Source organism: Nocardioides exalbidus (genome assembly GCF_900105585.1).
Classification (GTDB): Bacteria; Actinomycetota; Actinomycetes; order Propionibacteriales; family Nocardioidaceae; genus Nocardioides; species Nocardioides exalbidus.
Window position 1 is genome coordinate 4,056,329 of record NZ_FNRT01000002.1, and the last position, 20,786, is coordinate 4,077,114.

General features: G+C 71.9%; 19 protein-coding genes. 8 read left to right on the forward strand and 11 right to left on the reverse strand.

Annotated features, from left to right (window positions below; all coding sequences use genetic code 11):
• From rapZ to uvrA, 5 genes are all read right to left on the reverse strand, one after another.
• The gene (gene rapZ / locus BLV76_RS19685) at nucleotides 1–870 is read right to left on the reverse strand and encodes an RNase adapter RapZ (protein WP_090971392.1); all 870 of its coding nucleotides are present in this window, start codon (nucleotides 868–870) and stop codon (nucleotides 1–3) included.
• A 2-nt stretch (nucleotides 871–872) separates the two neighbouring features.
• Entirely contained in the window at nucleotides 873–2,852 is a 1,980-nt protein-coding gene (gene uvrC / locus BLV76_RS19690; protein WP_090971394.1) for an excinuclease ABC subunit UvrC, read from the reverse strand.
• A 32-nt stretch (nucleotides 2,853–2,884) separates the two neighbouring features.
• Complete coding sequence (locus tag BLV76_RS19695; RefSeq protein WP_090971396.1) at nucleotides 2,885–5,059, reverse strand: hypothetical protein; 2,175 nt, start codon at nucleotides 5,057–5,059, stop codon at nucleotides 2,885–2,887.
• Nucleotides 5,060–5,200: 141 nt separating this feature from the next.
• Nucleotides 5,201–5,665 carry a Rieske (2Fe-2S) protein gene (locus BLV76_RS19700; RefSeq protein WP_090971399.1) on the reverse strand — a complete coding sequence of 155 codons (465 nt, stop codon included), beginning with the start codon at nucleotides 5,663–5,665 and terminating at the stop codon, nucleotides 5,201–5,203.
• Between the two features lie 62 nt (nucleotides 5,666–5,727).
• Complete coding sequence (gene uvrA, locus BLV76_RS19705) at nucleotides 5,728–8,817, reverse strand: excinuclease ABC subunit UvrA (RefSeq protein WP_090971401.1); 3,090 nt, start codon at nucleotides 8,815–8,817, stop codon at nucleotides 5,728–5,730.
• 172 nt (nucleotides 8,818–8,989) lie between these two features.
• On the opposite strand from uvrA, the gene BLV76_RS19710 reads away from it, so the two are divergent.
• The 3 genes from BLV76_RS19710 to trxA are packed head-to-tail and all read left to right on the forward strand — an operon-like array spanning nucleotide 8,990 to nucleotide 11,114.
• Nucleotides 8,990–9,703, forward strand: coding sequence for a maleylpyruvate isomerase family mycothiol-dependent enzyme (locus BLV76_RS19710; protein ID WP_175539763.1), 714 nt, complete (start codon nucleotides 8,990–8,992; stop codon nucleotides 9,701–9,703).
• On the forward strand, nucleotides 9,697–10,398 hold the full coding sequence (locus BLV76_RS19715; RefSeq protein ID WP_090971406.1) for an MBL fold metallo-hydrolase: 702 nt from the start codon (nucleotides 9,697–9,699) through the stop codon (nucleotides 10,396–10,398). Before BLV76_RS19710 ends, BLV76_RS19715 begins: the two co-directional genes overlap by 7 nt.
• A 35-nt stretch (nucleotides 10,399–10,433) precedes the next feature.
• The gene (trxA, locus tag BLV76_RS23430) at nucleotides 10,434–11,114 is read left to right on the forward strand and encodes a thioredoxin (protein ID WP_090971408.1); all 681 of its coding nucleotides are present in this window, start codon (nucleotides 10,434–10,436) and stop codon (nucleotides 11,112–11,114) included.
• A 3-nt stretch (nucleotides 11,115–11,117) separates the two neighbouring features.
• Here trxA and BLV76_RS19725 read toward each other — a convergent pair whose 3' ends face one another.
• Both BLV76_RS19725 and abc-f read right to left on the reverse strand, forming a co-directional pair.
• Nucleotides 11,118–11,684: a cytochrome b/b6 domain-containing protein gene (locus BLV76_RS19725; protein WP_090971410.1), complete on the reverse strand. Its 567-nt coding sequence runs from the start codon at nucleotides 11,682–11,684 to the stop codon at nucleotides 11,118–11,120.
• The gene (abc-f, locus tag BLV76_RS19730; RefSeq protein ID WP_090973008.1) at nucleotides 11,684–13,321 is read right to left on the reverse strand and encodes a ribosomal protection-like ABC-F family protein; all 1,638 of its coding nucleotides are present in this window, start codon (nucleotides 13,319–13,321) and stop codon (nucleotides 11,684–11,686) included. Before abc-f ends, BLV76_RS19725 begins: the two co-directional genes overlap by 1 nt.
• Before the next feature lie 54 nt (nucleotides 13,322–13,375).
• Here abc-f and BLV76_RS19735 point away from each other — a divergent pair, with 54 nt between their 5' ends.
• Nucleotides 13,376–14,017, forward strand: coding sequence for a sulfotransferase family 2 domain-containing protein (locus BLV76_RS19735; RefSeq protein WP_090971412.1), 642 nt, complete (start codon nucleotides 13,376–13,378; stop codon nucleotides 14,015–14,017).
• Here the strand turns inward: BLV76_RS19735 and BLV76_RS19740 are convergent.
• Nucleotides 14,011–14,706 carry a sulfotransferase family protein gene (locus BLV76_RS19740; protein WP_175539503.1) on the reverse strand — a complete coding sequence of 232 codons (696 nt, stop codon included), beginning with the start codon at nucleotides 14,704–14,706 and terminating at the stop codon, nucleotides 14,011–14,013. The two genes, BLV76_RS19735 and BLV76_RS19740, sit on opposite strands and share 7 nt — an antisense overlap.
• 54 nt (nucleotides 14,707–14,760) lie before the next feature.
• Between BLV76_RS19740 and BLV76_RS19745 the strand changes: the two genes are divergently transcribed.
• From BLV76_RS19745 to BLV76_RS19755, 3 genes are all read left to right on the forward strand, one after another.
• Nucleotides 14,761–15,516 (forward strand): dienelactone hydrolase family protein, encoded by a 756-nt coding sequence (locus tag BLV76_RS19745; RefSeq protein ID WP_245734785.1) that lies wholly within the window; start codon nucleotides 14,761–14,763, stop codon nucleotides 15,514–15,516.
• Nucleotides 15,517–15,710: 194 nt separating this feature from the next.
• Nucleotides 15,711–17,150 (forward strand): HNH endonuclease signature motif containing protein, encoded by a 1,440-nt coding sequence (locus BLV76_RS19750; protein WP_139306640.1) that lies wholly within the window; start codon nucleotides 15,711–15,713, stop codon nucleotides 17,148–17,150.
• Nucleotides 17,151–17,271: 121 nt separating this feature from the next.
• Nucleotides 17,272–17,586: a hypothetical protein gene (locus BLV76_RS19755; protein WP_139306641.1), complete on the forward strand. Its 315-nt coding sequence runs from the start codon at nucleotides 17,272–17,274 to the stop codon at nucleotides 17,584–17,586.
• Here the strand turns inward: BLV76_RS19755 and BLV76_RS19760 are convergent.
• Nucleotides 17,580–18,089, reverse strand: a complete 510-nt coding sequence (locus BLV76_RS19760; protein ID WP_090971421.1) for a hypothetical protein — start codon at nucleotides 18,087–18,089, stop codon at nucleotides 17,580–17,582. The two genes, BLV76_RS19755 and BLV76_RS19760, sit on opposite strands and share 7 nt — an antisense overlap.
• Before the next feature lie 53 nt (nucleotides 18,090–18,142).
• Entirely contained in the window at nucleotides 18,143–18,928 is a 786-nt protein-coding gene (locus BLV76_RS19765; RefSeq protein WP_090971422.1) for an LLM class flavin-dependent oxidoreductase, read from the reverse strand.
• A 34-nt stretch (nucleotides 18,929–18,962) separates the two neighbouring features.
• Between BLV76_RS19765 and BLV76_RS19770 the strand changes: the two genes are divergently transcribed.
• A complete protein-coding gene (locus tag BLV76_RS19770) occupies nucleotides 18,963–19,754 on the forward strand; it encodes a DNA/RNA non-specific endonuclease (protein WP_090971424.1) in 792 nt (263 codons plus the stop codon).
• A gap of 4 nt (nucleotides 19,755–19,758) precedes the next feature.
• Here BLV76_RS19770 and BLV76_RS19775 read toward each other — a convergent pair whose 3' ends face one another.
• On the reverse strand, nucleotides 19,759–20,781 hold the full coding sequence (locus tag BLV76_RS19775; protein ID WP_090971426.1) for a MerR family transcriptional regulator: 1,023 nt from the start codon (nucleotides 20,779–20,781) through the stop codon (nucleotides 19,759–19,761).
• Nucleotides 20,782–20,786 lie beyond the last annotated feature (5 nt).

The following is a 20,786-nucleotide window of genomic DNA, read 5'->3' on the forward strand; positions in this document are numbered from 1 at the left end:
TCACTCCCTGCCGAGGTCGCGGTGCGCGGTGCTGACGTCGTAACCGGCCTTGCGGATGCGGGCGGCGATCTCCTCGGTCATGGCGACGCTGCGGTGCTTGCCACCGGTGCAGCCGACGGCGACCTGCATGAAGCGCTTGCCCTCGCGGAGGTAGCCCGCGGCCACGGTGCCGAGGACAGGGAGGTACTGGTCGAGGAACTCGGCCGCCCCGGGCTGCGACAGGACGTAGGCCGAGACCTCCGGGTCGCGCCCGTTCTGCGGACGCAGCTCGGGGATCCAGTGCGGGTTGGGCAGGAACCGCATGTCCGCCACCCAGTCGGCGTCGACGGGGATGCCGTACTTGAAGCCGAAGCTGATGACCGTCAGCTTGAGCCGGGTGGTGGCCTCCGTGCCGAAGAGCTCGGTGATCCGGTCCTGGAGCTGGTGGACGTTGAAGTTGGACGTGTCGAGCTGGATGTCGGCGTCGCCACGGATGTCGGCCATCACGTCGCGCTCGCGCTGCAGGCCGTGGAGCAGCCGCCCACCCCCCTGCAGCGGGTGCGGACGCCGGGCGGCCTCCTGGCGGCGGACCAGGACGTCGTTGGTCGCGTCGAGGAAGAGCAGCGTCGTCGGCCGGCCGGTGACCTGCTGGTGCCGGTTGGCCTGGAGGGAGTCGAAGAACGACCCCGACCGGACGTCGACGACGACCGCGATCGGCTGGTCCACGCCGCGGCTGTCGTCGACGAGGCGCACCACGTCACGCACCAGGGTCGGCGGGAGGTTGTCGACGACGAAGTAGCCGAGGTCCTCGAGCTCCTTGGCCGCGGTGCTGCGTCCGGCACCGGTCATGCCGGTGACGATCACCAGCTCGCCGGGGGTCGGCTCGTTCACGATCAGTCCTCCAGGATCTCGCCGGTCGCAGTGTTGACGGTGGGCTCGGTGGCAGCAGTCTTGCGGGTCGCGTCTGCCTTCGCGACCGCGTCCTTGATCGCCGTGGCCGTGCGCGGGCCGATGCCGGGGACGAGCGCGATCGCCTCGGGCTCCGCCTCCCGCAGCTTCTTGAGCGAGCCGAAGTGCTTGAGCAGCGTCTTGCGCCGCACCTCGCCGAGGCCGGGCACGTCGTCGAGCATGCTCTCGACCATCGACTTCGAGCGCCGGCTGCGGTGGTGGTTGATCGCGAAGCGGTGGGCCTCGTCGCGGATGCGCTGGAGGAGGTAGAGGCCCTCGCTCGTGCGGGCCATGATCACCGGGTCCTCCTCCCCCGGCAGCCACACCTCCTCGAGCCGCTTGGCCAGCCCGCAGACCGGGATGTCGGCGACTCCCAGCTCGGCCATCGCCTGCTGGGCGGCCGCCACCTGGGGCGGTCCGCCGTCGACGACGACCAGCGCTGGGGCGTACGCGAACTTGCGGGGGCGGCCGGTCTCCGGATCGACGAGCATCGGACCGGAGTCGGTGGCGACGGTCTCGCTGCGGGCCTGCTCGTCGAGCAGCCGCTTGAAGCGACGGGTGATGACCTCGTGCATCGACGCGACGTCGTTCTGCCCGTCGACGCCCTTGATCACGAAGCGCCGGTACTCCGACTTGCGGGACAGGCCGTCCTCGAAGACGACCATCGACGCGACGACCTCGGTGCCCTGGAGGTTGGACACGTCGTAGCACTCGATGCGCAGCGGCACCTCGTCGAGCGAGAGCGCCTGCTGGATCTCCTCAAGCGCGCGGTTGCGGGTGGTGAGGTCGCTGGCGCGCTTGGTCTTGTGGAGCGCGAGGGCCTGGCCGGCGTTGGTCGCGACGGTCTGCTGGAGGTCGCGCTTGTCGCCGCGCTGCGGGACCCGGATGGCGACCTTGCTGCCGCGTCGCTCGGAGAGCAGGTCCTCGAGGACGTCGGCGTCCGGCGGCAGAGCCGGCACGAGCACCTCGCGCGGGATGGAGTCGCCTCCCTCGCCGCCGTAGAGCTGGAGGACGAAGTCCTGGACCAGGTCGGCGGTGCCGCCCTCGTCGGAGCGGTCGGCCACCCAGCCGCGCTGGCCGCGGATGCGGCCGCCCCGGACGTAGAAGATCTGCACCGCGACCTCGAGGGGGTCCTCCGCGAGCGCGATCACGTCGGCGTCGGTGCCGTCGCCCAGGACCACGGCCTGCTTCTCGAGCGCCTTGGTGAGCGCGCCGAGGTCGTCACGCAGCCGGGCGGCCTTCTCGAAGTCGAGCGCCTCCGAGGCGGCGTACATCTCCCTCTCGATGCGCCGGGTGAACGCGGCGGTGTTGCCGGCCATGAAGTCGCAGAAGTCGTCGACGATCTCGCGGTGCTGCTCGGGCGTGACGCTGCCGACGCACGGCGCCGAGCACTTGTCGATGTAGCCCAGCAGGCAGGGCCGGCCGATCTGCGCCGAGCGCTTGAAGACGCCGTTGCTGCACGAGCGCATCGGGAAGACGCGCAGCAGCAGGTCGACGGTCTCGCGGATCGCCCAGGCGTGGCTGTAGGGGCCGAAGTAGCGGGTGCCCTTGCGCTTGGCGCCACGACCGACCATCACGCGCGGGAACTCGTCACCCACGGTGACCGCGAGCCAGGGGTAGGACTTGTCGTCGCGGTACTTCACGTTGAAGCGCGGGTCGAACTCCTTGATCCAGCTGTACTCCAGCTGGAGCGCCTCGACCTCGGTGTCGACGACCGTCCACTCGACGCTCGCGCCGGTGGTGACCATGGAGGCGGTGCGGGGGTGGAGGTTGCCGATGTCCTGGAAGTAGGACGACAGCCGCGAGCGCAGGCTCTTGGCCTTGCCGACGTAGATCACGCGGCCCTTGGCGTCGCGGAACCGGTAGACCCCGGGCTGGGTCGGGATCGACCCGGGAGCGGGTCGATAGGAGCTCGGTGATGCCACCCGCCAACCCTACGGGCGGCCCCCGACAGCGCTCACCTCACCGTGACCGGCTTCGACCTCACCGCGACCCTGGCGTAGCCGGACCGCTTGCCGGTCACCTTCACCACGACCTTCCTGCCACGCATCGACCGCGTGAGCCGGAGCTTCTTCTTCGTCGCTCCCTTGACCGCCTTCTTCCCCACGAACCACTGGTACGTCAGCTTCGTGCCGGCGGTCCAGCCCTTCACCTTGGCCGTGACGGTCCTGCCGACCTTCGCCGTGCCGGAGACCCTCGGCTTGGTCGTGACGAGCCGGCCGGTGCCGATCTTCGCGGTCGAGGGAGAGCGCGCGTAGGTCGTGGTGACGAAGCCGGCGGCGCGCGGGAACTCCGAGACCTGGATGGTCGCACCGTGGTCACGGGAGGTCAGCCGGTAGGTGCTGGCCGTGGCACCCGGGATGACCGTCCCGTTGCGCGACCACTGGTAGACCGGCGCGAGGTCGGCGGGCCGCTGGCCGTAGTAGTCGACCCAGCCGATGCCGGTCGCGGTCAGCGTCTGGCCGACGCGGGTGTCGCCCGAGATCACCGGGTAGCGCTGGGTGCCCACGGCCGACCAGGTCGCGGCGGCCACCGGCTGCGAGGCGGTGACGGTCGACGGCGTGCGCCCAGCGGCGTACGCCGTCGCGGTGACGCCGAGCACGCCGCCGGCCATCGCGGTGGTCGGCCGGAACCTGGTGTCGTCGGCGCCCGGGATCGGCTGGCCGTTGAAGGTCCACTGGTAGCGGTAGCGCACCGGCGTCGGGCTGAAGCCGGTCGCGGTGGCGTAGACGTCGCGCTGCGCGGTGGGCGCACTCATCGTCACCGATCCGCCGGCGAAGCTCCCGGACGCGGGGGCGATGGCGACCTGGGCGGCGTTGGCCGCGGTGGCGGTCACGGTGACCCGTCCGCTCGTCCACTGCTCACCGGCCTGGAGCGATCCGTCGCCACCGGTCAGCAGGAAGGCGCCACTGGTCGCGTTCTCCCGCTCCACCACCAGGCCGGGGGTGTAGGTCTGGCCGTAGGCCGTCGTGTAGTTGCAGGACGCCGCGTAGCAGGTCCCGGCGTCGTTGCCGGTGGCGTTGCGGTGGTCCACGAAGTAGCGGGCGCCGTCGTCGGGGTTGATGAAGGAGATGCTGCGGAGGCCGCTGGTGGCGGTCCGCGGCTGGAGGGTCTGCGGCCCGATCCCGCTCGAGGCGTCGACCACCTCGCCGGCCGCGACGATGCCCTGCTCCCAGCGGTAGACGGTGCCGAGGACCGGTGTCCTCCAGGTGCCGTCGTCGGCGCCCATCACCTCGTAGACGTCGCCGTACTCGGCCGTGGCGTTGTTGGCGTGCTCGAGCGAGAGGTTGTGGCCCCACTCGTGGTTGAGGGTCGACAGCGTCTCGGCGGGCGACTGCGTCGCCACGATCCCCGGGCCACCGCTCGCGAAGGACGTGCCGAGCCGGGCGCGACCCGTGGTGGACCCGCCGCACCCGTCGGGGATCATCACGAGGAGGTGGTTCGGGGACGTGCCGGAGAAGTCGACACCGGGGAACGCCTTGGCGCCGATGTTGGCGACGACGGGGGCGAACTCGGCGCCGCCGTTGCCCAGGCCGCAGGTCGCCGAGGCCACGTCGGAGGCCACCGGCACCACGCCGCCGACGGTGTTCCAGGCCGGGATCTGGCCGCCGGACTCGCGCACCCAGTACTGCTGGGAGGCCGCGACCGTCGAGAGGATCTGCGCGTCGGTCATCCCGAAGGAGCCGCTGAAGTTGGTCACCCTGGCGACGTAGGTCGCGTGCGTGGTCGGGCCCGGTGCCGGCCCCTCGGCGACCGTGCTCGCGTCGACGACCTCGAGCGGGGTGCGCGCGGTCGCTGCGGCGCGCAGCGCGTCGGCGCGGGCGCGACCGACGAGGGTCGCGGCGGTGCCGCCGGGGAGCTCGAGCGTGCCGGTGAACGACGAGAGCGGCTCGGCCTCGAAGCCGTCGGCGAGCTCGACGCTCAGCCCGGAGGGCAGCAGGAGCGAGTAGCGGTCGCGGTCACCCTCGCCCTGCAGCACCTGGACCGTGCCCGTGACCTCGACCGTCGTGCCGGTGGTGTGGCCGGGTGTGCGGCCGGTTGCGGCGCCCCCGGCGGACGGGGCGAGCAGCCCCGCCGAGAGTGCGGCGACCGCGACGACCGCGACGCGTGCCCGAACGGCCCGGACCGACATGTGGTGCTCCCCCTGCGCATGCCCCCGGCCGGGGCGTCCGTGGAGGATTCTCGCCCATCTCGAGGACCCGAGGTGGCGATTCCGCGGTCCCCGGAACCGGGGACCGCGGACGGGTCCGTCGGGGCGGTCAGGCGCCGGTGGTCAGGCGCGGGTGATCGAGTCCCCGTCGACGGTGATCGCGACCGACTCGAGAGCCGTGGTGGCCGGGCCCGAGGTCGGCGATCCGTCCTCCAGCGAGAACATGCTCATGTGGCACGGGCACGGGATCTGGCCGTCCGTGCTCGACTCGACGAGGCAGCCCTGGTGGGTGCACACGGCCGAGAACGCCTTGAAGTCGCCCTCGGTCGGCTGCGTCACGACGACCTTGGCGGCCGACACCACGAAGCAGCCCCCGACCGGCACGTCGGCAGCGGAGGCGAGCGCGTCGCCGCCGCCCGAGCCCGACGACTCGCTGGCGCTCGGCTCGCTCGTGGCGTCGCTGGGGCTGGCCGTCGACGGGTCGGTGGCGGAGTCGGTCTCGTCGGAGCCGCACGCGGCCAGGACGGGTACGCCGACCGCGACTGCGGCGGTGCCGGACAGGGCGCGTCGTCTGTTGATCGTCGTCATGCGGCGACAGTAGCCAGCGAGCCTGTGAGGAGTCTGTGACGGAGGTTTCCGCCGTGTGACGACTACTTCTTCCTCGCGGCGGCCTTCTTCGCGGCGGCCTTCTTCGCCGTGGCCTTCTTCGCCGTGGCCTTCTTCGCCGTGGCCTTCTTCGCCGTGGCCTTCTTCGCGGGCGCCGCCACTGCCGAGGCCTTCTTCGCCGCGCGCTCCGCTGCCGCCGCCTTCTTCGCGGCAGCCTTCGTGACGGGGCGCGAGACCTCGACGGGCTTGACCCTGCCGCGCGGCTGCTTGGCCTCGCGACCCTCGAGGATCGGCTTGAGGAACGCCCCGGTGTGGCTCTCCGCCACCGACGCGACGTGCTCGGGGGTGCCCTCGGCGACGACCAGGCCGCCGCGCGAACCACCCTCGGGGCCCATGTCGATCAGCCAGTCGGCGGTCTTGATGACGTCGAGGTTGTGCTCGATGACGAGCACGCTGTTGCCCTTGTCGACCAGGCCGGAGAGGACGTGGAGGAGCTTGCGGATGTCCTCGAAGTGGAGACCGGTCGTCGGCTCGTCGAGGACGTAGACCGTGCGGCCCGTCGACCTCTTCTGCAGCTCGCTGGCGAGCTTGACGCGCTGCGCCTCGCCCCCGGAGAGGGTCGTCGCCGGCTGGCCGAGCCGGACGTAGCCGAGGCCGACCTCGCCCAGCGTCACCATGTGGCGCGAGATCGCCGGCACGGCGGCGAAGAAGTCGGCGGCCTCCTCGATCGGCATGTCGAGGACCTCGGCGATGGTCTTGCCCTTGTAGTGGACCTCGAGCGTCTCGCGGTTGTAGCGGGCGCCGTGGCAGACCTCGCAGGGGACGTAGACGTCCGGGAGGAAGTTCATCTCGATCTTGATCGTGCCGTCGCCGGAGCACGCCTCGCAGCGCCCGCCCTTGACGTTGAACGAGAAGCGGCCCTGGAGGTAGCCGCGCATCTTGGCCTCCGGGGTGGAGGCGAAGAGCCGACGGACGTGGTCGAAGACGCCGGTGTAGGTCGCGGGGTTGGAGCGCGGCGTCCGGCCGATGGGCGACTGGTCGACGTGGATGACCTTGTCGACGTGCTCGAGACCGCTGATCCTCGTGTGCCGCCCGGGCACGGCGCGGGCGTTGTAGATCTGCTTGGCCAGCGAGGTGTAGAGGATGTCGTTGACCAGCGTCGACTTGCCGGAGCCGGAGACGCCGGTGACCGCGGTGAAGACGCCCAGCGGGAAGCTGACGTCGACGTTCTGGAGGTTGTTCTCCCGGGCGCCGTGGACGGTCAGCTCGCGACCGACGGTGCGGGGGCGGCGCACGGCGGGCACGGGGATCTCGCGACGGCCGGAGAGGTACTGGCCGGTCATCGAGTCGGGGTGCGCGAGCAGGTCCTCGACCGAGCCGGAGTGGACGACCTGGCCTCCGTGCTCACCGGCACCCGGGCCGATGTCGACGACCCAGTCGGCGACGCGGACGGTGTCCTCGTCGTGCTCGACGACGATGAGCGTGTTGCCGAGGTCCTTGAGCCGGACGAGGGTCTCGATGAGGCGCTGGTTGTCACGCTGGTGGAGGCCGATCGACGGCTCGTCGAGGACGTAGAGGACGCCGACGAGGCCGGCGCCGATCTGCGTGGCGAGCCGGATCCGCTGGGCCTCGCCGCCGGACAGCGAGCCGCTGGGCCGGTCGAGGGAGAGGTAGTCGAGCCCGACGTCGAGCAGGAACCGCAGGCGCTCCTGGATCTCCCTGAGGACCCGCTCGCCGATCTGGCGCTCGCGCGCGGAGAGCTCGACGGTGCGCAGGTATTCGGCCGTCTCGTCGATCGACATCGCGCAGACCTCGGCGATGTTCTTGCCGCCCTGGTCCCTGGCGCCGAGGGTCACCGACACCGAGACGGGCTTGAGGCGGGTGCCCTTGCACGCCGGGCACGGGACCTCGCGCATGAAGCCCTCGAACCGCTCGCGGCTCGTGTCGGACTCGGCCTCGCGGTGGCGGCGCTCGACGTAGGGGCGGACACCCTCGAAGGCGGCGTAGTAGGCACGCTGGCGGCCGTAGCGGTTCTTCGTGACGACGTGGACCTTGGTCTTGTGGCCCTCGAGCAGCGACGTGCGTGCGTGCGGGGTGAGCTCGTTCCACGGGGTGTTGAGGTCGAAGCCGAGCTCCTCCCCGAGCGCGTTGATCAGGCGGAGGAAGTAGTCGGCGACGTGGGCACCGCTCCAGGGAGCGATCGCGCCCTCGCCGAGCGTCGCGCCCTGGTCGGGGACCACGAGCTCGGGGTCGACCTCCATCTTGGTGCCGAGGCCGGAGCAGACGGTGCAGGCGCCGAACGGGGAGTTGAAGGAGAACGACCGGGGCTCGAGGTCGTCGGTGTCGATGGCGTGGTCGTTGGGGCACGCCATCTTCTCCGAGAACCGCATCTCGCGGCCCGGGTCCTTCGCGTCGAGGTCGACGAAGTCGACGACGACCAGGCCGCCGGCCAGGCCAAGGGCGGTCTCGACCGAGTCGGTGAGGCGGCGCTTCGACGACTCCTTGACCGCGAGGCGGTCGACCACGACCTCGATGGTGTGCTTGAGCTTCTTGTCGAGGGTCGGCGGCTCGTCGAGGGTGTGGGTCTGGCCGTCGACGCGCGCCCGGCTGAAGCCCTGCTGCTGCAGCTGGCGGAAGAGCTCGACGTACTCGCCCTTGCGGCCGCGGATGACCGGCGCGAGCACCTGGAAGCGACGCCCCTCCTCGAGCCCGAGGATGCGGTCGACGATCTGCTGCGGGGTCTGCCGCTCGATGGGCGCGCCGCACGTGGGGCAGTGCGCGCGGCCGGCGCGGGCGTAGAGCAGGCGGAGGTAGTCGTAGACCTCGGTGATGGTGCCCACGGTCGAGCGCGGGTTCTTCGACGTGGACTTCTGGTCGATGCTGACCGCCGGGCTCAGGCCCTCGATGAAGTCGACGTCGGGCTTGTCCATCTGGCCGAGGAACTGGCGCGCGTAGGCCGACAGCGACTCGACGTAGCGGCGCTGGCCCTCGGCGAAGATCGTGTCGAACGCGAGGCTCGACTTGCCCGACCCGGACAGGCCCGTGAACACGATGAGCGAGTCGCGTGGGAGGTCGAGCGACACGTCCTTGAGGTTGTGCTCGCGGGCGCCCCGGATGATGAGCTGGTCGGCCACTGTGGTCCTCTGTCTGGCTGCTTGTCGGAGTCGAACACATGTTCGTCTCGGTCGTGCGCCGAGGTCAAGGCGACGCACCGTCCAACCCTCTCACGCAGCACCGACAGTGGGTCCATCGATCACCCGCGCGGGTGGACACCGGAGGGATGGTGCGTGGTGGCACGATGACCTCGTGACCCACGACACGGGCGCTCCGCCCGAGCTCATCACCAGCTTGATCCCAGTGGCCGACCGGTCGCTCGTGCGCACGGTCGACGCCCTCTCGGACTCCCAGTATGCGGAGGCGTCGCAACTGCCCGGCTGGACACGCGCGCACGTCGTCGCGCACGTGACCCTCAACGCCGAGGCGCTCGCCGGGGTCCTGCACGGCGCCCACCTCGGCGAGGCGTCGACGATGTACGCCTCGAACGAGTCCCGCGACGCCGACATCGAGGCGCTCGCCGCGGCCGGCCCGACCGAGGTGCGCGACCGCTTCCTCGCCGCGACGAGCAGGTTCGCCGACGCGCTCGCGGCGATGCACGAGGGCGACTGGGCGGGCCGCTTCGAGCGCACGCCGGGCGGTCGCGAGAACCCGGTCGCCGCGATCCCGCTGATGCGGCTCCGCGAGGTCGAGATCCACCACGCCGACCTCGACGCCGGCTACACCGCGGCCGACTGGCCGGACGGGTTCCGCCGGGTGCTGCTCGACTCGCTGCGGAGCTTCCCGTCCCCGCCCTTCGAGGCCCGTCCGACCGACCTCGACGGCACGTGGTCCTACGGTGAGGGCGACGGTGGCCCCGTCGTCACCGGTACGTCGGCCGCGATCGGCTGGTGGCTCACCGGCCGCGGCTCGGGCGAGGGCGTCACATCCAGCACGGACGAGCTCCCGGAGGTGGAGGCATGGTGAACGACGGCGACGCGAGCACGTACACGGGACGGGTCTCCCCCGGCGGCACACCCGACGTGCAGACCCTCGGCTGCCTGAGCGTCACGAAGGTCGCGGTCGACGAGAAGATGTCGAACAACTGCTACCTGCTGCGCTGCGCCGAGACCGGCGACCTCGTCCTCATCGACGCCGCCGCCGAGCCGTCCCGGCTGCTCGAGCTCATCGGCGACGGCCCGCTCACGGCCGTCGTGACCACCCACCAGCACTGGGACCACCACCGCGCGCTCGCCGCGGTGACGTCCGCGCACCCCGGTGCCGTCGTCGTCGCCGGGGCGCCCGACGCCGACGCGATCGAGGAGCAGACCGGCGTCACCGTCGGCCGCCGCGTCGGCGAGGGCGACACCGTCGCCGTCGGCGCGTGCCAGCTCGAGGTCGTCCCGATCGCCGGCCACACACGCGGCTCGATCGCGCTGCTGGTGGACGACGCGAAGGTCTCCGACCACCCGCACCTGTTCACCGGCGACTCGCTCTTCCCCGGCGGCGTCGGTGGCACGTTCGGCGACGACGCCGCCTTCGCGCAGCTGATCGGAGACGTGGAGACCAAGGTGTTCGGCCGGCTCCCCGACGAGACGCGCTTCTACCCCGGCCACGGCGACGACGGCGTGCTCGGCGACGAGCGTCCCCACCTCGCGGAGTGGCGCGAGCGCGGCTGGTAGGCCACGCGTCATCGCCGCCGTGGCAGGCTTGAGGAATGAGCACGCGTGAGCTGACCCTGGCCGACTTCGAGCAGACCGTGAGCGGCGAGGGCATCGTCCTGGTCGACTTCTGGGCCGCCTGGTGCGGCCCGTGCCGTCAGTTCGCGCCGGTCTTCGAGAAGGCGTCGGAGGACAACCCCGACATCGTCTTCGGCAAGGTCGACACCGAGGCCGAGCAGCAGCTCGCCCAGATGGCCGCGATCACCTCCATCCCGACGCTGATGCTGTTCCGCGACGGCGTGCTGCTCTTCAACCAGGCCGGTGCGCTGCCGCCGCAGGCGCTCACCGGCGTGATCGAGCAGGCGCGGGAGCTCGACATGGACGCCGTGCGTCAGGAGGTGAAGGCCGCCCAGGAGGCCGCCGCCAACGGCCCGCAGGACGAGGTCGGTCTCGACGAGTTCGCCGCCGCGCACAGCCAGGGCGCCTACGTCGTCGACGTGCGCGAGGCCGACGAGGTCGCCGGCGGGCGCGTGCCCGGCGCGGTCCACATCCCGATGAACGACGTGCCGGCGCGCATCGCCGAGCTCCCGCAGGACCAGCCCGTGTTCGTGATCTGCCAGTCCGGCGGCCGCAGCCGCCAGGTGGTCGACCACCTCCGCGCCCAGGGCGTCCCCGCGATCAACGTGGCCGGCGGCACCGGCGGCTGGGCGCAGCGCGGCTGGCCGCTCGAGGGCTGAGCCTCACAGCATCCGGCGGAGGATCCTCGGCCGGAGAATGGTGGACAGGTGCGCCGCCAGCGCGGCGAAGAACGCGAGGTGGGCGCCGACGTGCAGCGGCAGCCAGTGGTCGTCGCCGGTGCCGACCAGCACGATCCCGCTGACGGGTACGACGACGAGCAGGGCGAGCAGCGCCCGCTCGGTCCAGTGGACGAGGGTCCGGTCGGCCGCCGAGAGGTGTTCCGACCACGGTGGCAGGCCGGCGTACCGGCGCCACAGCGGTCGCACGGCCCCGAGCGCGAGCACCACGAGCCCGAGGAGCAGGTGCACCTCGGCGAGGTCGAACCCGCCACCGAGCAGGTCGTAGCCGTCGGCACGGGCCTCGCAGGCGTCCTCGAGCCGGTCGAGCCGGTCCTCGAAGGCGTCCGAGGTGTCGCCGCCGCTGCGGTCCTCCCCCGGCGGGTCGCAGTCGTCGTCGAGGTCCAGGGCGTAGCCGACGGCGAACTGGGCCGCGAGCGCCCCGACGCTCAGCCAGTGCAGGACCTTCTGCGACGTGCGGTAGCCACGCGGCGGTGCGTCGAGGTCGGCCATCACCCGGTCCGCACCCGGCCGCCGTCGACCTCCCAGCGCTGGTCGAGCGCGACGTTGGCCAGCAGCCTCCGGTCGTGCGAGACCAGCAGCAGGGTGCCGTCGTAGGTCTCCAGCGCCTGCTCGAGCTGCTCGATGGCGGGCAGGTCGAGGTGGTTGGTCGGCTCGTCGAGGACGAGGAGGTTCACCCCGCGCGCCTGGAGCAGCGCCATCGCCGCGCGGGTGCGCTCGCCGGGCGAGAGCCGGCCGACGAGGCTGGCGACCTGGTCGGCCTTGAGGCCGAACTTCGCGAGGAGCGTGCGGACCTCGGCGGAGGTCATCTCGGGCACGACGGCCTCGCAGGCGTCGCCCAGCGGGAGCGCGTCGGCCAGCGACGTGCGCGCCTGGTCGATCTCACCGATCGCCACGCTGGCGCCCACCGAGGCACGACCCTCGTCGGGGGCGAGGTGACCGAGCAGCAGCCGCAGCAGGGTGGTCTTGCCGGCGCCGTTGGGCCCGGTGATCGCGATCCGGTCGCCGGCGGAGACCTGCAGCGACACCGGCCCGAGCCGGAAGTCGCCGAGCCGGGCGACCGCTCCGTCGAGGGTGGCGACGACGCTGGACGAGCGCGGCGCGGCAGCGATGTCGAACTGGAGCACCCACTCCTTGCGGGGCTCCTCGACCTCCTCCAGCCGCGCGATGCGCGACTCCATCTGGCGCACCTTCTGCGCCTGCTTCTCCGACGACTCGGTCTGCGCGCGGCGGCGGATCTTGTCGTTGTCCGGCGACTTCTTCATCGCGTTGCGCACGCCCTGCGAGCTCCACTCGCGCTGGGTGCGCGCCCGACCGACGAGGTCGGCCTTCTTCTCGGCGAACTCCTCGTAGGCCTCGCGCGCGTGCCGGCGCGCCACCGCGCGCTCCTCGAGGAACGCGTCGTAGCCGCCGTCGTAGACGGCCACCTGGTGCTGCGCGAGGTCGAGCTCGACGATGCGCGTCACGCAGCGCGCGAGGAACTCGCGGTCGTGCGAGACGAGCACGACGCCCGCGCGGAGGCCGCGCACGAAGGACTCGAGCCGTTCGAGGCCGGCGAGGTCGAGGTCGTTGGTCGGCTCGTCGAGGAGCACCACGTCGAAGCGGCTGAGCAGGAGCGCGGCGAGCGCGACCCGTGCCGCCTGGCCGCCCGACAGCGTGGTCATCAGGGCGTCGAGGCCCAGGTCGAGGCCGAGCTCGCCGAGGACGGCGGGCGCGCGGTCGTCGAGGTCCGGCGCCCCGGTGGCGAGCCAGTGGTCGAGCGCGGCGGCGTACGCGTCACCGGCTCCGGCGTCGTCCGTCTCGAGCGCGGTCGCGGCCGCCTCCATCGCCTCGGTCGCGGTGGTGGCGCCGGTGCGGCGGCCGAGGTAGTCGCCGATCGTCTCCCCCGGCACCCGCTCGTGCTCCTGGGGCAGCCAGCCGACGAAGGCGTCGGACGGTGCGGTCGTCACCGACCCGGCCATCGGCACCGCCTCGCCCGCGAGGAGGCGCAGCAGCGTGGACTTGCCGGCGCCGTTGGCACCGACGACCCCGACCACGTCGCCCGGGGCGACGGTGAGGTCGAGGTGCTCGAAGAGGGTGCGGTGCCCGTGGCCACCGGCCAGGTCCTTCGCCACGAGGGTGCCGGTCACCGGCACAGGGTAGAGGGATCGGGCGGACACGTCGGCATCGGATAACCTCGCCGCGTGCTGATCAGCGACTCCAAGCAGGTCCTCTTCGTCCACGTCCCCAAGACGGGCGGCGTCTCGGTCGAGGACACCGTCAAGGAGGCCTGTCCCGACGCCCGCAAGGCGCGTCCGGCGCTGGGTCGCCACGCGACGCTCGGCAAGATCCTCAAGCACGAGCCGCAGGTCACCGACTACTGGATGTTCGGCTTCGTCCGGAACCCGTGGGCGCGGATGGTGTCGTGGTACTCGATGATCTCGCAGTGGGACCGGCGCCACGGCCCGGCCAGCGGCAAGCCGCAGGACGTCAAGCACGGCTCGATGCGCGACGGCAACGAGATGTGGCGCGCGGCGGCCGCCTACGCCGACTTCAGCGAGTTCGTGCTGCGCGGCACCGAGGAGCTCCCCCGCGTCGGCACCCCCCAGATCCAGTACCTCCGCGCCCCGAAGCACGACCGCGAGGTCGACTTCATCGGCCGCACGGAGAACTTCGCCGTGGACCTCCAGCGCGTGCAGGTCCAGCTCGGCCTCGAGCCGTCCGTTCCCGTCCACAAGAACAAGTCGCGGCACGGGACCTACCACGACTACTTCACCGACGAGACCCGCAAGAAGATCGCCGAGGTCTACGCCGAGGACATCGAGCTCTTCGGCTACACCTACTGAGCCGGTCCGTCGGCCAGCTGGGTGCCTCGCGCCCCGGCCCACTCGCCGGTCGGTTCCAGCCGGCGCCACACGTCGTACTCCGGGGCGAAGTGCGCGGCCAGCTCATCGCGCGTGGCGGACGACAGCTCGCCGCGCTCGGCGCCGGAGGCGTTGCGGCGCTCGAACTCGAGCGCCGCGCCCACCCGCTCGCTGAACCACGGCTCCCAGACGTCGGGGCGGTCCACGCTGAAGATCCGGTCGACCGCGACCCCTCCCTGCGCCTGCACGAACCTCGACGGCCGGCCCCTGGGCACGGGCGCGTCGTCGTCGCCGGCGAGGTAGTGCCGTGCGAACTGCTCGAAGGCCATGTCGGCCGTCGACTGACGTGAGTCCTCGCGACCGCGGTAGCGCCACCACGACTCCAGCCAGGCGATCGGCTCGCGGAACAGGGTGACCAGCTCGTAGGAGTCGCGCGGGTGGCCCTGCTCGGCGAGCGCCTGCGCCCTCGTGTGGACGAACCCCCGCGCGGGCAGGTGCTTCTGTCCCGGCGGCGCGCTGACCACCTCGGTGGCGTACGGCGCCAGCGTCCGCTCGAGGGTCGTGCTCGCGGTCTTCGGCAGCGCGAGCAGCACGAAGTCGCGGCCGGGACCGAGGCCGAGGAACGTCATCACGCGCCCGATCATCCCCCAGGTCGCACCGGTCGCCGGCACCTGCCACACCGTCCGGCCTTCCGCCCAGCCGCCCGGGCTGCGACCCTTCGGTCCGTGGACGTACTCGACACCTGGACCCGCTCCGAGCACACCGCCGACGTCAACGGGAGGCCGACGACGCACCCCGTCCACCGCAAGGGCACCGGGCCCGGTGTCGTCGTGGTGCACGAGATGCCGGGCCTCACCGCCGGTGTCGTGCGCTTCGGCGAGGAGCTCGTCGAGGCCGGCTACACCGTCGTGCTGCCGCACCTCTTCGGGCCGGTCGGCCGCGAGTTCAGCAACGGCGACGTCGCCCGCACCTTCCCGAAGATCTGCATCAGCCGCGAGTTCACCAAGCTCGGCCGCGGCGTGACCACGCCCGTCGCCGGCTGGCTGCGCACCCTCGCCCGCGAGCTCCACGAGGAGCTCGGCGGTCCGGGTGTCGGCGCGCTCGGCATGTGCTTCACCGGCGGCTTCGCGCTCGCGATGATGGTCGACGACAGCACGGTCGCGCCGGTCGTGTGCCAGCCCAGCACCCCGTTCGTCCCGGGCGCCAAGCGCGGCGCCGACCTCAACCTCTCCCCCGCCGACGCGGACGTCGTACGCCGCCGGGCGGCCGAGGGCTGCCAGGTGCTGGGCATCCGCTACGCCTCGGACCCGCTCCCCGGCACCCGCTTCGACACCCTGACCTCGCTCATCGGCGACGCGTTCATCCGGGTCGAGCTCGAGGGCCAGGGCCACTCCACGGTCACCGAGCAGCGCTCGCAGGTCGCCGTCGACGCCGTGCTCGAGTTCTTCGGCGAGAAGCTGCACGCCCCCGGCGCTGGCTGAGCAGGGCGCTCTGGAGCCGCGCCGCTGGTTGAGCAGCGAGCGCCAGCGAGCGTGTCGAAACCAAGGCCACCCCGCCCCGCCGCCGTAGGTCGAGGAGGGCGCCCCGCGCCCGTCACGAGACCAGACCATCCCTTGACCGAACCTCGCACCTCCGACCATGGCCACTGTCGGACCCGTCGCCTACAATCGAACACATGAGCGAAGCGCTAGCAGTGGTCGAGCAGGCGAAGGTTGACGACCTCACCGCCTCCGACCTCCTGCGCCGCGCACGCTCGCAGAATGCAGCCGAGAACCGGGCCGCAGCCGACCTGCTGGTGACCTCCGCGCGCTGGGCCGACCTCCACCCGCCCGAGTCGACCCACCTGGCCGCAGCGTTCACCACACCGGGGTCCGAGCACGAGGAGCCGATCGCGGGCGAGGGGTGTCCGCTGGTCGCGGAGTTCTGTGTGGCCGAGCTCGGCGCCGTCCTCGGGATCTCGTCGACCGCGGCGAAGAAGCTCATTGGGCATGCCCTCGAGCTGCGCCACCGCCTCCCCCGACTGTGGTCCCAGGTCCACTCCGGCTCTGTTCCGGCGTGGCGGGCGCGGTCGGTCGCCGAGGCCACCATCCACTCTGTTCCTTCGCTGACGCGTGAGGCTGCCGGGTGGGTCGACGACCAGGTCGCGGCTGTCGCCGGACGTGTCGGTGTCGCGCAGCTCGACCGCCTCGTCGCCGAAGCCATCAAGAGGTTCCAGCTCGCTCAACCGGATCGGGCGGCTGACCCGGACGACGGCTACCTGTACGTCGACCCCCGCCACGTCACCGTCCTGGATCAGGACGTGCACTTCGCCGGGACCATCCACGTCGAGGCCGACCTCGACCTCGCCGACGGCATCGACCTCGACCACGCCCTCAGCCGTGACGCCGCCACGCAGAAAGCCCTCGGCTCCACCGAGACCCTCGACGTCCGCCGCGCCAAGGCCCTCGGCAACCTCGCCCGCACCCAGACCGCCCTCGACCTCGCCGCCACCGCCTTCTCTTCGGGTGGTCGAGTGGCCGACGAGGAACGAGGAGGCGTATCGAGACCCGACCTCCCCAACCTTCCCGCCGCGCGAGAGGTAGTCCTCCACGCCCACTTCGACGCCGACATCACCGACGAGGGCACGGTCTTCGGTCCCACCGGACGGATGGAAAACCGGCAGAAGCTCCTGCTCCTCGAACAGCTCCAGTCCTGGTGCGGCGACAGCCGGACGGAGGTGACCGTGAAGCCGGTCATCGACCTCAACCACAACCTCACCGCACCCGGCTACGACATCCCCGACCGCATCCGCGAGCAGGTCATCCTGCGCGACCGCACCTGCGTCTTCCCGCACTGCACGAGACCAGCCAGGGGCTGCGACATCGACCACGTCACCGCGTACGACCATCACGCCGAAGCAGAAGGCAGACCACAACCGGGTCCGACGCAGTCCGACAACCTCGCCTGCCTGTGCCGCTCCCACCACCGGCTCAAGACCTTCACCGCCTGGCGCTACGCCATGACCGAACCCGGCGTGTTCGAGTGGACCTCACCCCACGGCCACCAGTTCAGGCGAGACCGCGACGGGACCACCCCGATCAACCCGGCTGAGCCCGAGCCGCCCGAACGACCATGACCCCGCCCCACACCCCGCCGGTCACCACGACGGTGCAGGCCACAGGCCTGTGCCCTGCACCGTCCGCGCGCTCGAGCCCTACCGAGAGTCGGCCTCCGCCACGGACATCACAGGTGAGTGGATGGCAGCTCTGGACGACGTCGCACGGTCCTTGGCTCCGATCACGCTGCGCCTGACCGGCGTGACCATGTCCATCGGCGGCGTGATGGTGCAGGCCGAGCCGTACTCCAGCATCGTGCACTGTGCGGGGCCGATCCTCGACGCACCGGGACTGGTCGACTGGGTCGGCCAGAACAGCCAGTCACTTCACCGTGACGTGTCGTTCCACGCGCTCAGTCTCGTGCGTTTCCGCTACCTGGCAACGGATCGGCAACGCCTCATGGCGATGGAGCACTGGCACAGCGCAGCGCTCACCACGGCGCTACGAGCTCACTGAGCAGCGACGAGCGCGCGGTTGCGCTCGACCGAGCGCTCGAGCTTGACGACCTGCCGACGTTGCACCGCCGGCGTGGAGAGCCACATGACGGCCAGGGCGCCCTGGGTGAGGACCTGCAGCCAGTTGTGCCACTCACGCTCACCCGCGACGAGCAGGGAGATGTTGAGCGCGCACAGCGCCAGCGCACTGACGCCGAGCACGAGCCACACCTTCCGCAGGTTCGACGACCTGGCGGTCATGACCTCGACACACGCGGCCATCGCCTCTCCGCGCTGGACAGCGTGCGCCGCCAGCTCCGGTGAGGCGGCACGCCCTGACGCGTTCGCGCGGGAGATGGCCCACCGCTCGGGCCACGAGAGCCCCGCGGCGACCTTCCGCCAGTCGCCGAGGCCGGTCCCGGCGTACGTCGTGCCCTCGAGTCGCCGGCGCAGCACGAGCACCACCACCAGGACCGCAAGCATCACGGGCAGCGCGACCAGCATCACGGAGAGTGGCGTCGACACGTCCGGACCATAACCCGCGATCCGTCGTGTCTGGGAGGGCGTGAAGCCGCAGGTCAGGGGCCGGCGCGCACGAGTCGTCGTACGGCGTCGAGGTCGAGGTCGTAGGGGCCGACGCGGGTCAGCACCCACGACGCGCCGGCGTCGAGCCACGGAGCGGGGTCCTGGTCGGGCTGGAGGTCGACGACCACGTCGAAGCCGTTGCGCGGCTCGTGGCGGGCCAGGTCGGCGGTGACCCGGTCGAGGTCTCCAGGACCGTCGAGGCCGATGACGAAGAACCCGTCGTGGCGCGACGCCCGCCGCAGCGGGGCGGCGTTCGGGAAGCGTCCGCCGATCCAGATCGTCACCTCAGGCGCCGGCAGGAAGCGCACGTCACGCGCGGCGTAGTGGTCGCCGTCGTGGTCCACCGGGTCGCCACCGAGGAGGCCGGTGAGCACCTCGAGTCCCTCGTCGAGCATCCGACCGCGGACCTTCGGATCGGGCTCGTCGCCGTAGGCGCCGAACTCCCCCACCCAGTCGTCACCGAGCCCGAGCCCCAGCACGAAGCGCCCGCCCGACAGGACGGCGAGGCTGGCCGACTGGCGCGCGAGGACCTGCGGGCGACGTCGTGCCAGCGGAGTGACCATCGGGCCGAAGAGCAGCTTCTCGGTGCGCATCGCGACGGCCGCGCAGCAGGTCCACACGTCCGCGATCTCGGCCACCCGGTCCCCGTACTGCAGGTGGTCCCAGACGAAGAAGCCCTCCCAGCCGGCCTCCTCCGCCTCGGCGGCGAGGTCGCCGACGACGCGAGGGTCGGCGAGGGCGTCGAACGGGGCGACGAAGAGTCCGCGGCGGGCAGGCATGGCCTGATCATGCCGTGAGGCGCACACTCGGGGCATGGCAGTGCTCGCCTACGACCCGTCGTTCCTCAGGACGCCGCTGTCCGCGCCGCAGTCGCCCGACGAGGGCGCCCTGCTCGACTACGCCCACTTCACCCTCCAGATGCACCCCGAGCGTCGGCTCGCGGCGTGGGTGGCGTGGAACATCGATGGCCTCCGGCTCTTCCCGAGCGACAGCATCAGTCGCTCGGGCGAGGACTTCCGGCTCGACCCGCGGATCCCGGCGGACGTGCAGACCGGGGAGGCGGCCTACGCCGACAACGACCTCGACCGCGGCCACGTCGCGCGTCGCTCGGACCTGCTGTGGGGCACGCTCGAGGAGGCGAGGGCGGCCAACCACGACTCGTTCTTCTTCACCAACATCACGCCGCAGCACCAGGACTTCAACCAGTCCGGGCGCGGCGGCGTCTGGGGCCTGCTCGAGAACGCCGTGCTCGCGCAGGAGGGCCTCGAGGACCGGCGCCTCACCCTCTTCGCCGGCCCGGTGCTCGCCGACGACGACCCGCTCTACCGCGACGTCGTGCGGCTGCCGCGCGAGCACTGGAAGGTCGTCGTCTACCGGATGGCCGGCCAGGTCCGCGCGAAGTGCTTCGTCCTCTCGCAGGACCTCGACGGCATCGAGTCGATCGACTTCCTCGACGACTTCGACACCTGGCTGGTGCCGCTCGACCTGCTCGAGGGGAAGACCGGGCTCACGTTCCCGAGCCTCCAGTCGCTCGCCGCGCCCGACGAGCTGCGCGAGGCGCTGCCGCCGGTCCTGGTGACCGATCCCGAGCAGGTCGCCTGGTAGTCGCTCAGGTGAGGTCGACGACCACGATCGTGTGGTTGTCGACCTCACCTGCTGCAGCGACCGCGTCGGCCACGGCGTCCGCGACCTCCTGTGCAGGCTGCGGCGAGGCCAGGAGGGGCGCGAGGTCGTCCACGGTCGCGTGCACGCCGTCCGTGGTGAGCACGAGCCGGTCCCCGGCCCGGAGGGGTACGTCGACCTCGTCGGGCACGACGCCCGGGACGACCGCCCGGTTGAGCAGGCTGCGGTGCGCGTGGGAGCGGGCCTCGTCGAGGGTGAGCTGGCCCGACTCGATGAGCGCTGCGACGACCGTGTGGTCGTGGGTCAGCTGCTCGACGGTGCCGGCACGGACCAGCCACGCGCGGCCGTCGCCGACGTGCACCACGCGGGCGGTGCTTCCGTCGAACCTGACCGCGGTGAGCGTGGTGCCCGACGTCGGCGCGTCGGCCGGGGTCGTGCCGAGGTCGGCGGCGACCTCCGCGGTCGCGCCGTCGAACCCGTCGACCGCGAACGCCGCCAGGACGGCGGCGGCGAGGTCGTCGCGGGCGCCGAACCCGTCGGCGACCGCCACCAGCCCGGGGGTGGCGAGCAGCGCGTCCTGCTGTCGCTCACGCGCTCCCGTCCGGTGGCTGGTGCCGATCTCGGCCTGCAGGGTGTGGGTGGTGGTGCTCATGGCGGGTGCCTCGTTCCTCATCTGCTGGACGAGGGTGGTGACGATGCTGCGCCGGCTGGCCGTGTCGTGCTCGACCTGGCGCCAGTAGGCCTCGACCTGGCGCGCCGCCTCGGCGGGCGTCGCGTTGAGGACCTGCTCGATCCGGGCGAGCGGCATGCCGACCAACCTCAGCGTGGCCACGAGCCGCGCCCGCTCGAGCTGCCCGACGGCGTAGCGCCGGTAGCCCGAGTGCGCGTCGACCTGCGCGGGCCGCAACAGGCCCAGGTCGTCGTACAGCCGCAGCGCCTTCGGCGTCAGCCCCGCCTCACGGGCGAAGTCGCCGATGGTGAGCAGCCCAGGCGTCCGGTCGTCGGTCATCGTCC

Coding starts and splice junctions, on each gene's coding strand:
- BLV76_RS19695 (WP_090971396.1), bottom strand. CDS start 5,059: ATGTCGGTCCGGGCCGTTCGGGCACGCGTCGCGGTCGTCGCGGTCGCC.
- BLV76_RS19700 (WP_090971399.1), bottom strand. CDS start 5,665: ATGACGACGATCAACAGACGACGCGCCCTGTCCGGCACCGCCGCAGTC.
- BLV76_RS19715 (WP_090971406.1), top strand. CDS start 9,697: ATGGTGAACGACGGCGACGCGAGCACGTACACGGGACGGGTCTCCCCC.
- trxA (WP_090971408.1), top strand. CDS start 10,434: ATGAGCACGCGTGAGCTGACCCTGGCCGACTTCGAGCAGACCGTGAGC.
- BLV76_RS19725 (WP_090971410.1), bottom strand. CDS start 11,684: ATGGCCGACCTCGACGCACCGCCGCGTGGCTACCGCACGTCGCAGAAG.
- BLV76_RS19750 (WP_139306640.1), top strand. CDS start 15,711: ATGAGCGAAGCGCTAGCAGTGGTCGAGCAGGCGAAGGTTGACGACCTC.
- BLV76_RS19755 (WP_139306641.1), top strand. CDS start 17,272: ATGGCAGCTCTGGACGACGTCGCACGGTCCTTGGCTCCGATCACGCTG.
- BLV76_RS19765 (WP_090971422.1), bottom strand. CDS start 18,928: ATGCCTGCCCGCCGCGGACTCTTCGTCGCCCCGTTCGACGCCCTCGCC.
- BLV76_RS19770 (WP_090971424.1), top strand. CDS start 18,963: ATGGCAGTGCTCGCCTACGACCCGTCGTTCCTCAGGACGCCGCTGTCC.
- BLV76_RS19775 (WP_090971426.1), bottom strand. CDS start 20,781: ATGACCGACGACCGGACGCCTGGGCTGCTCACCATCGGCGACTTCGCC.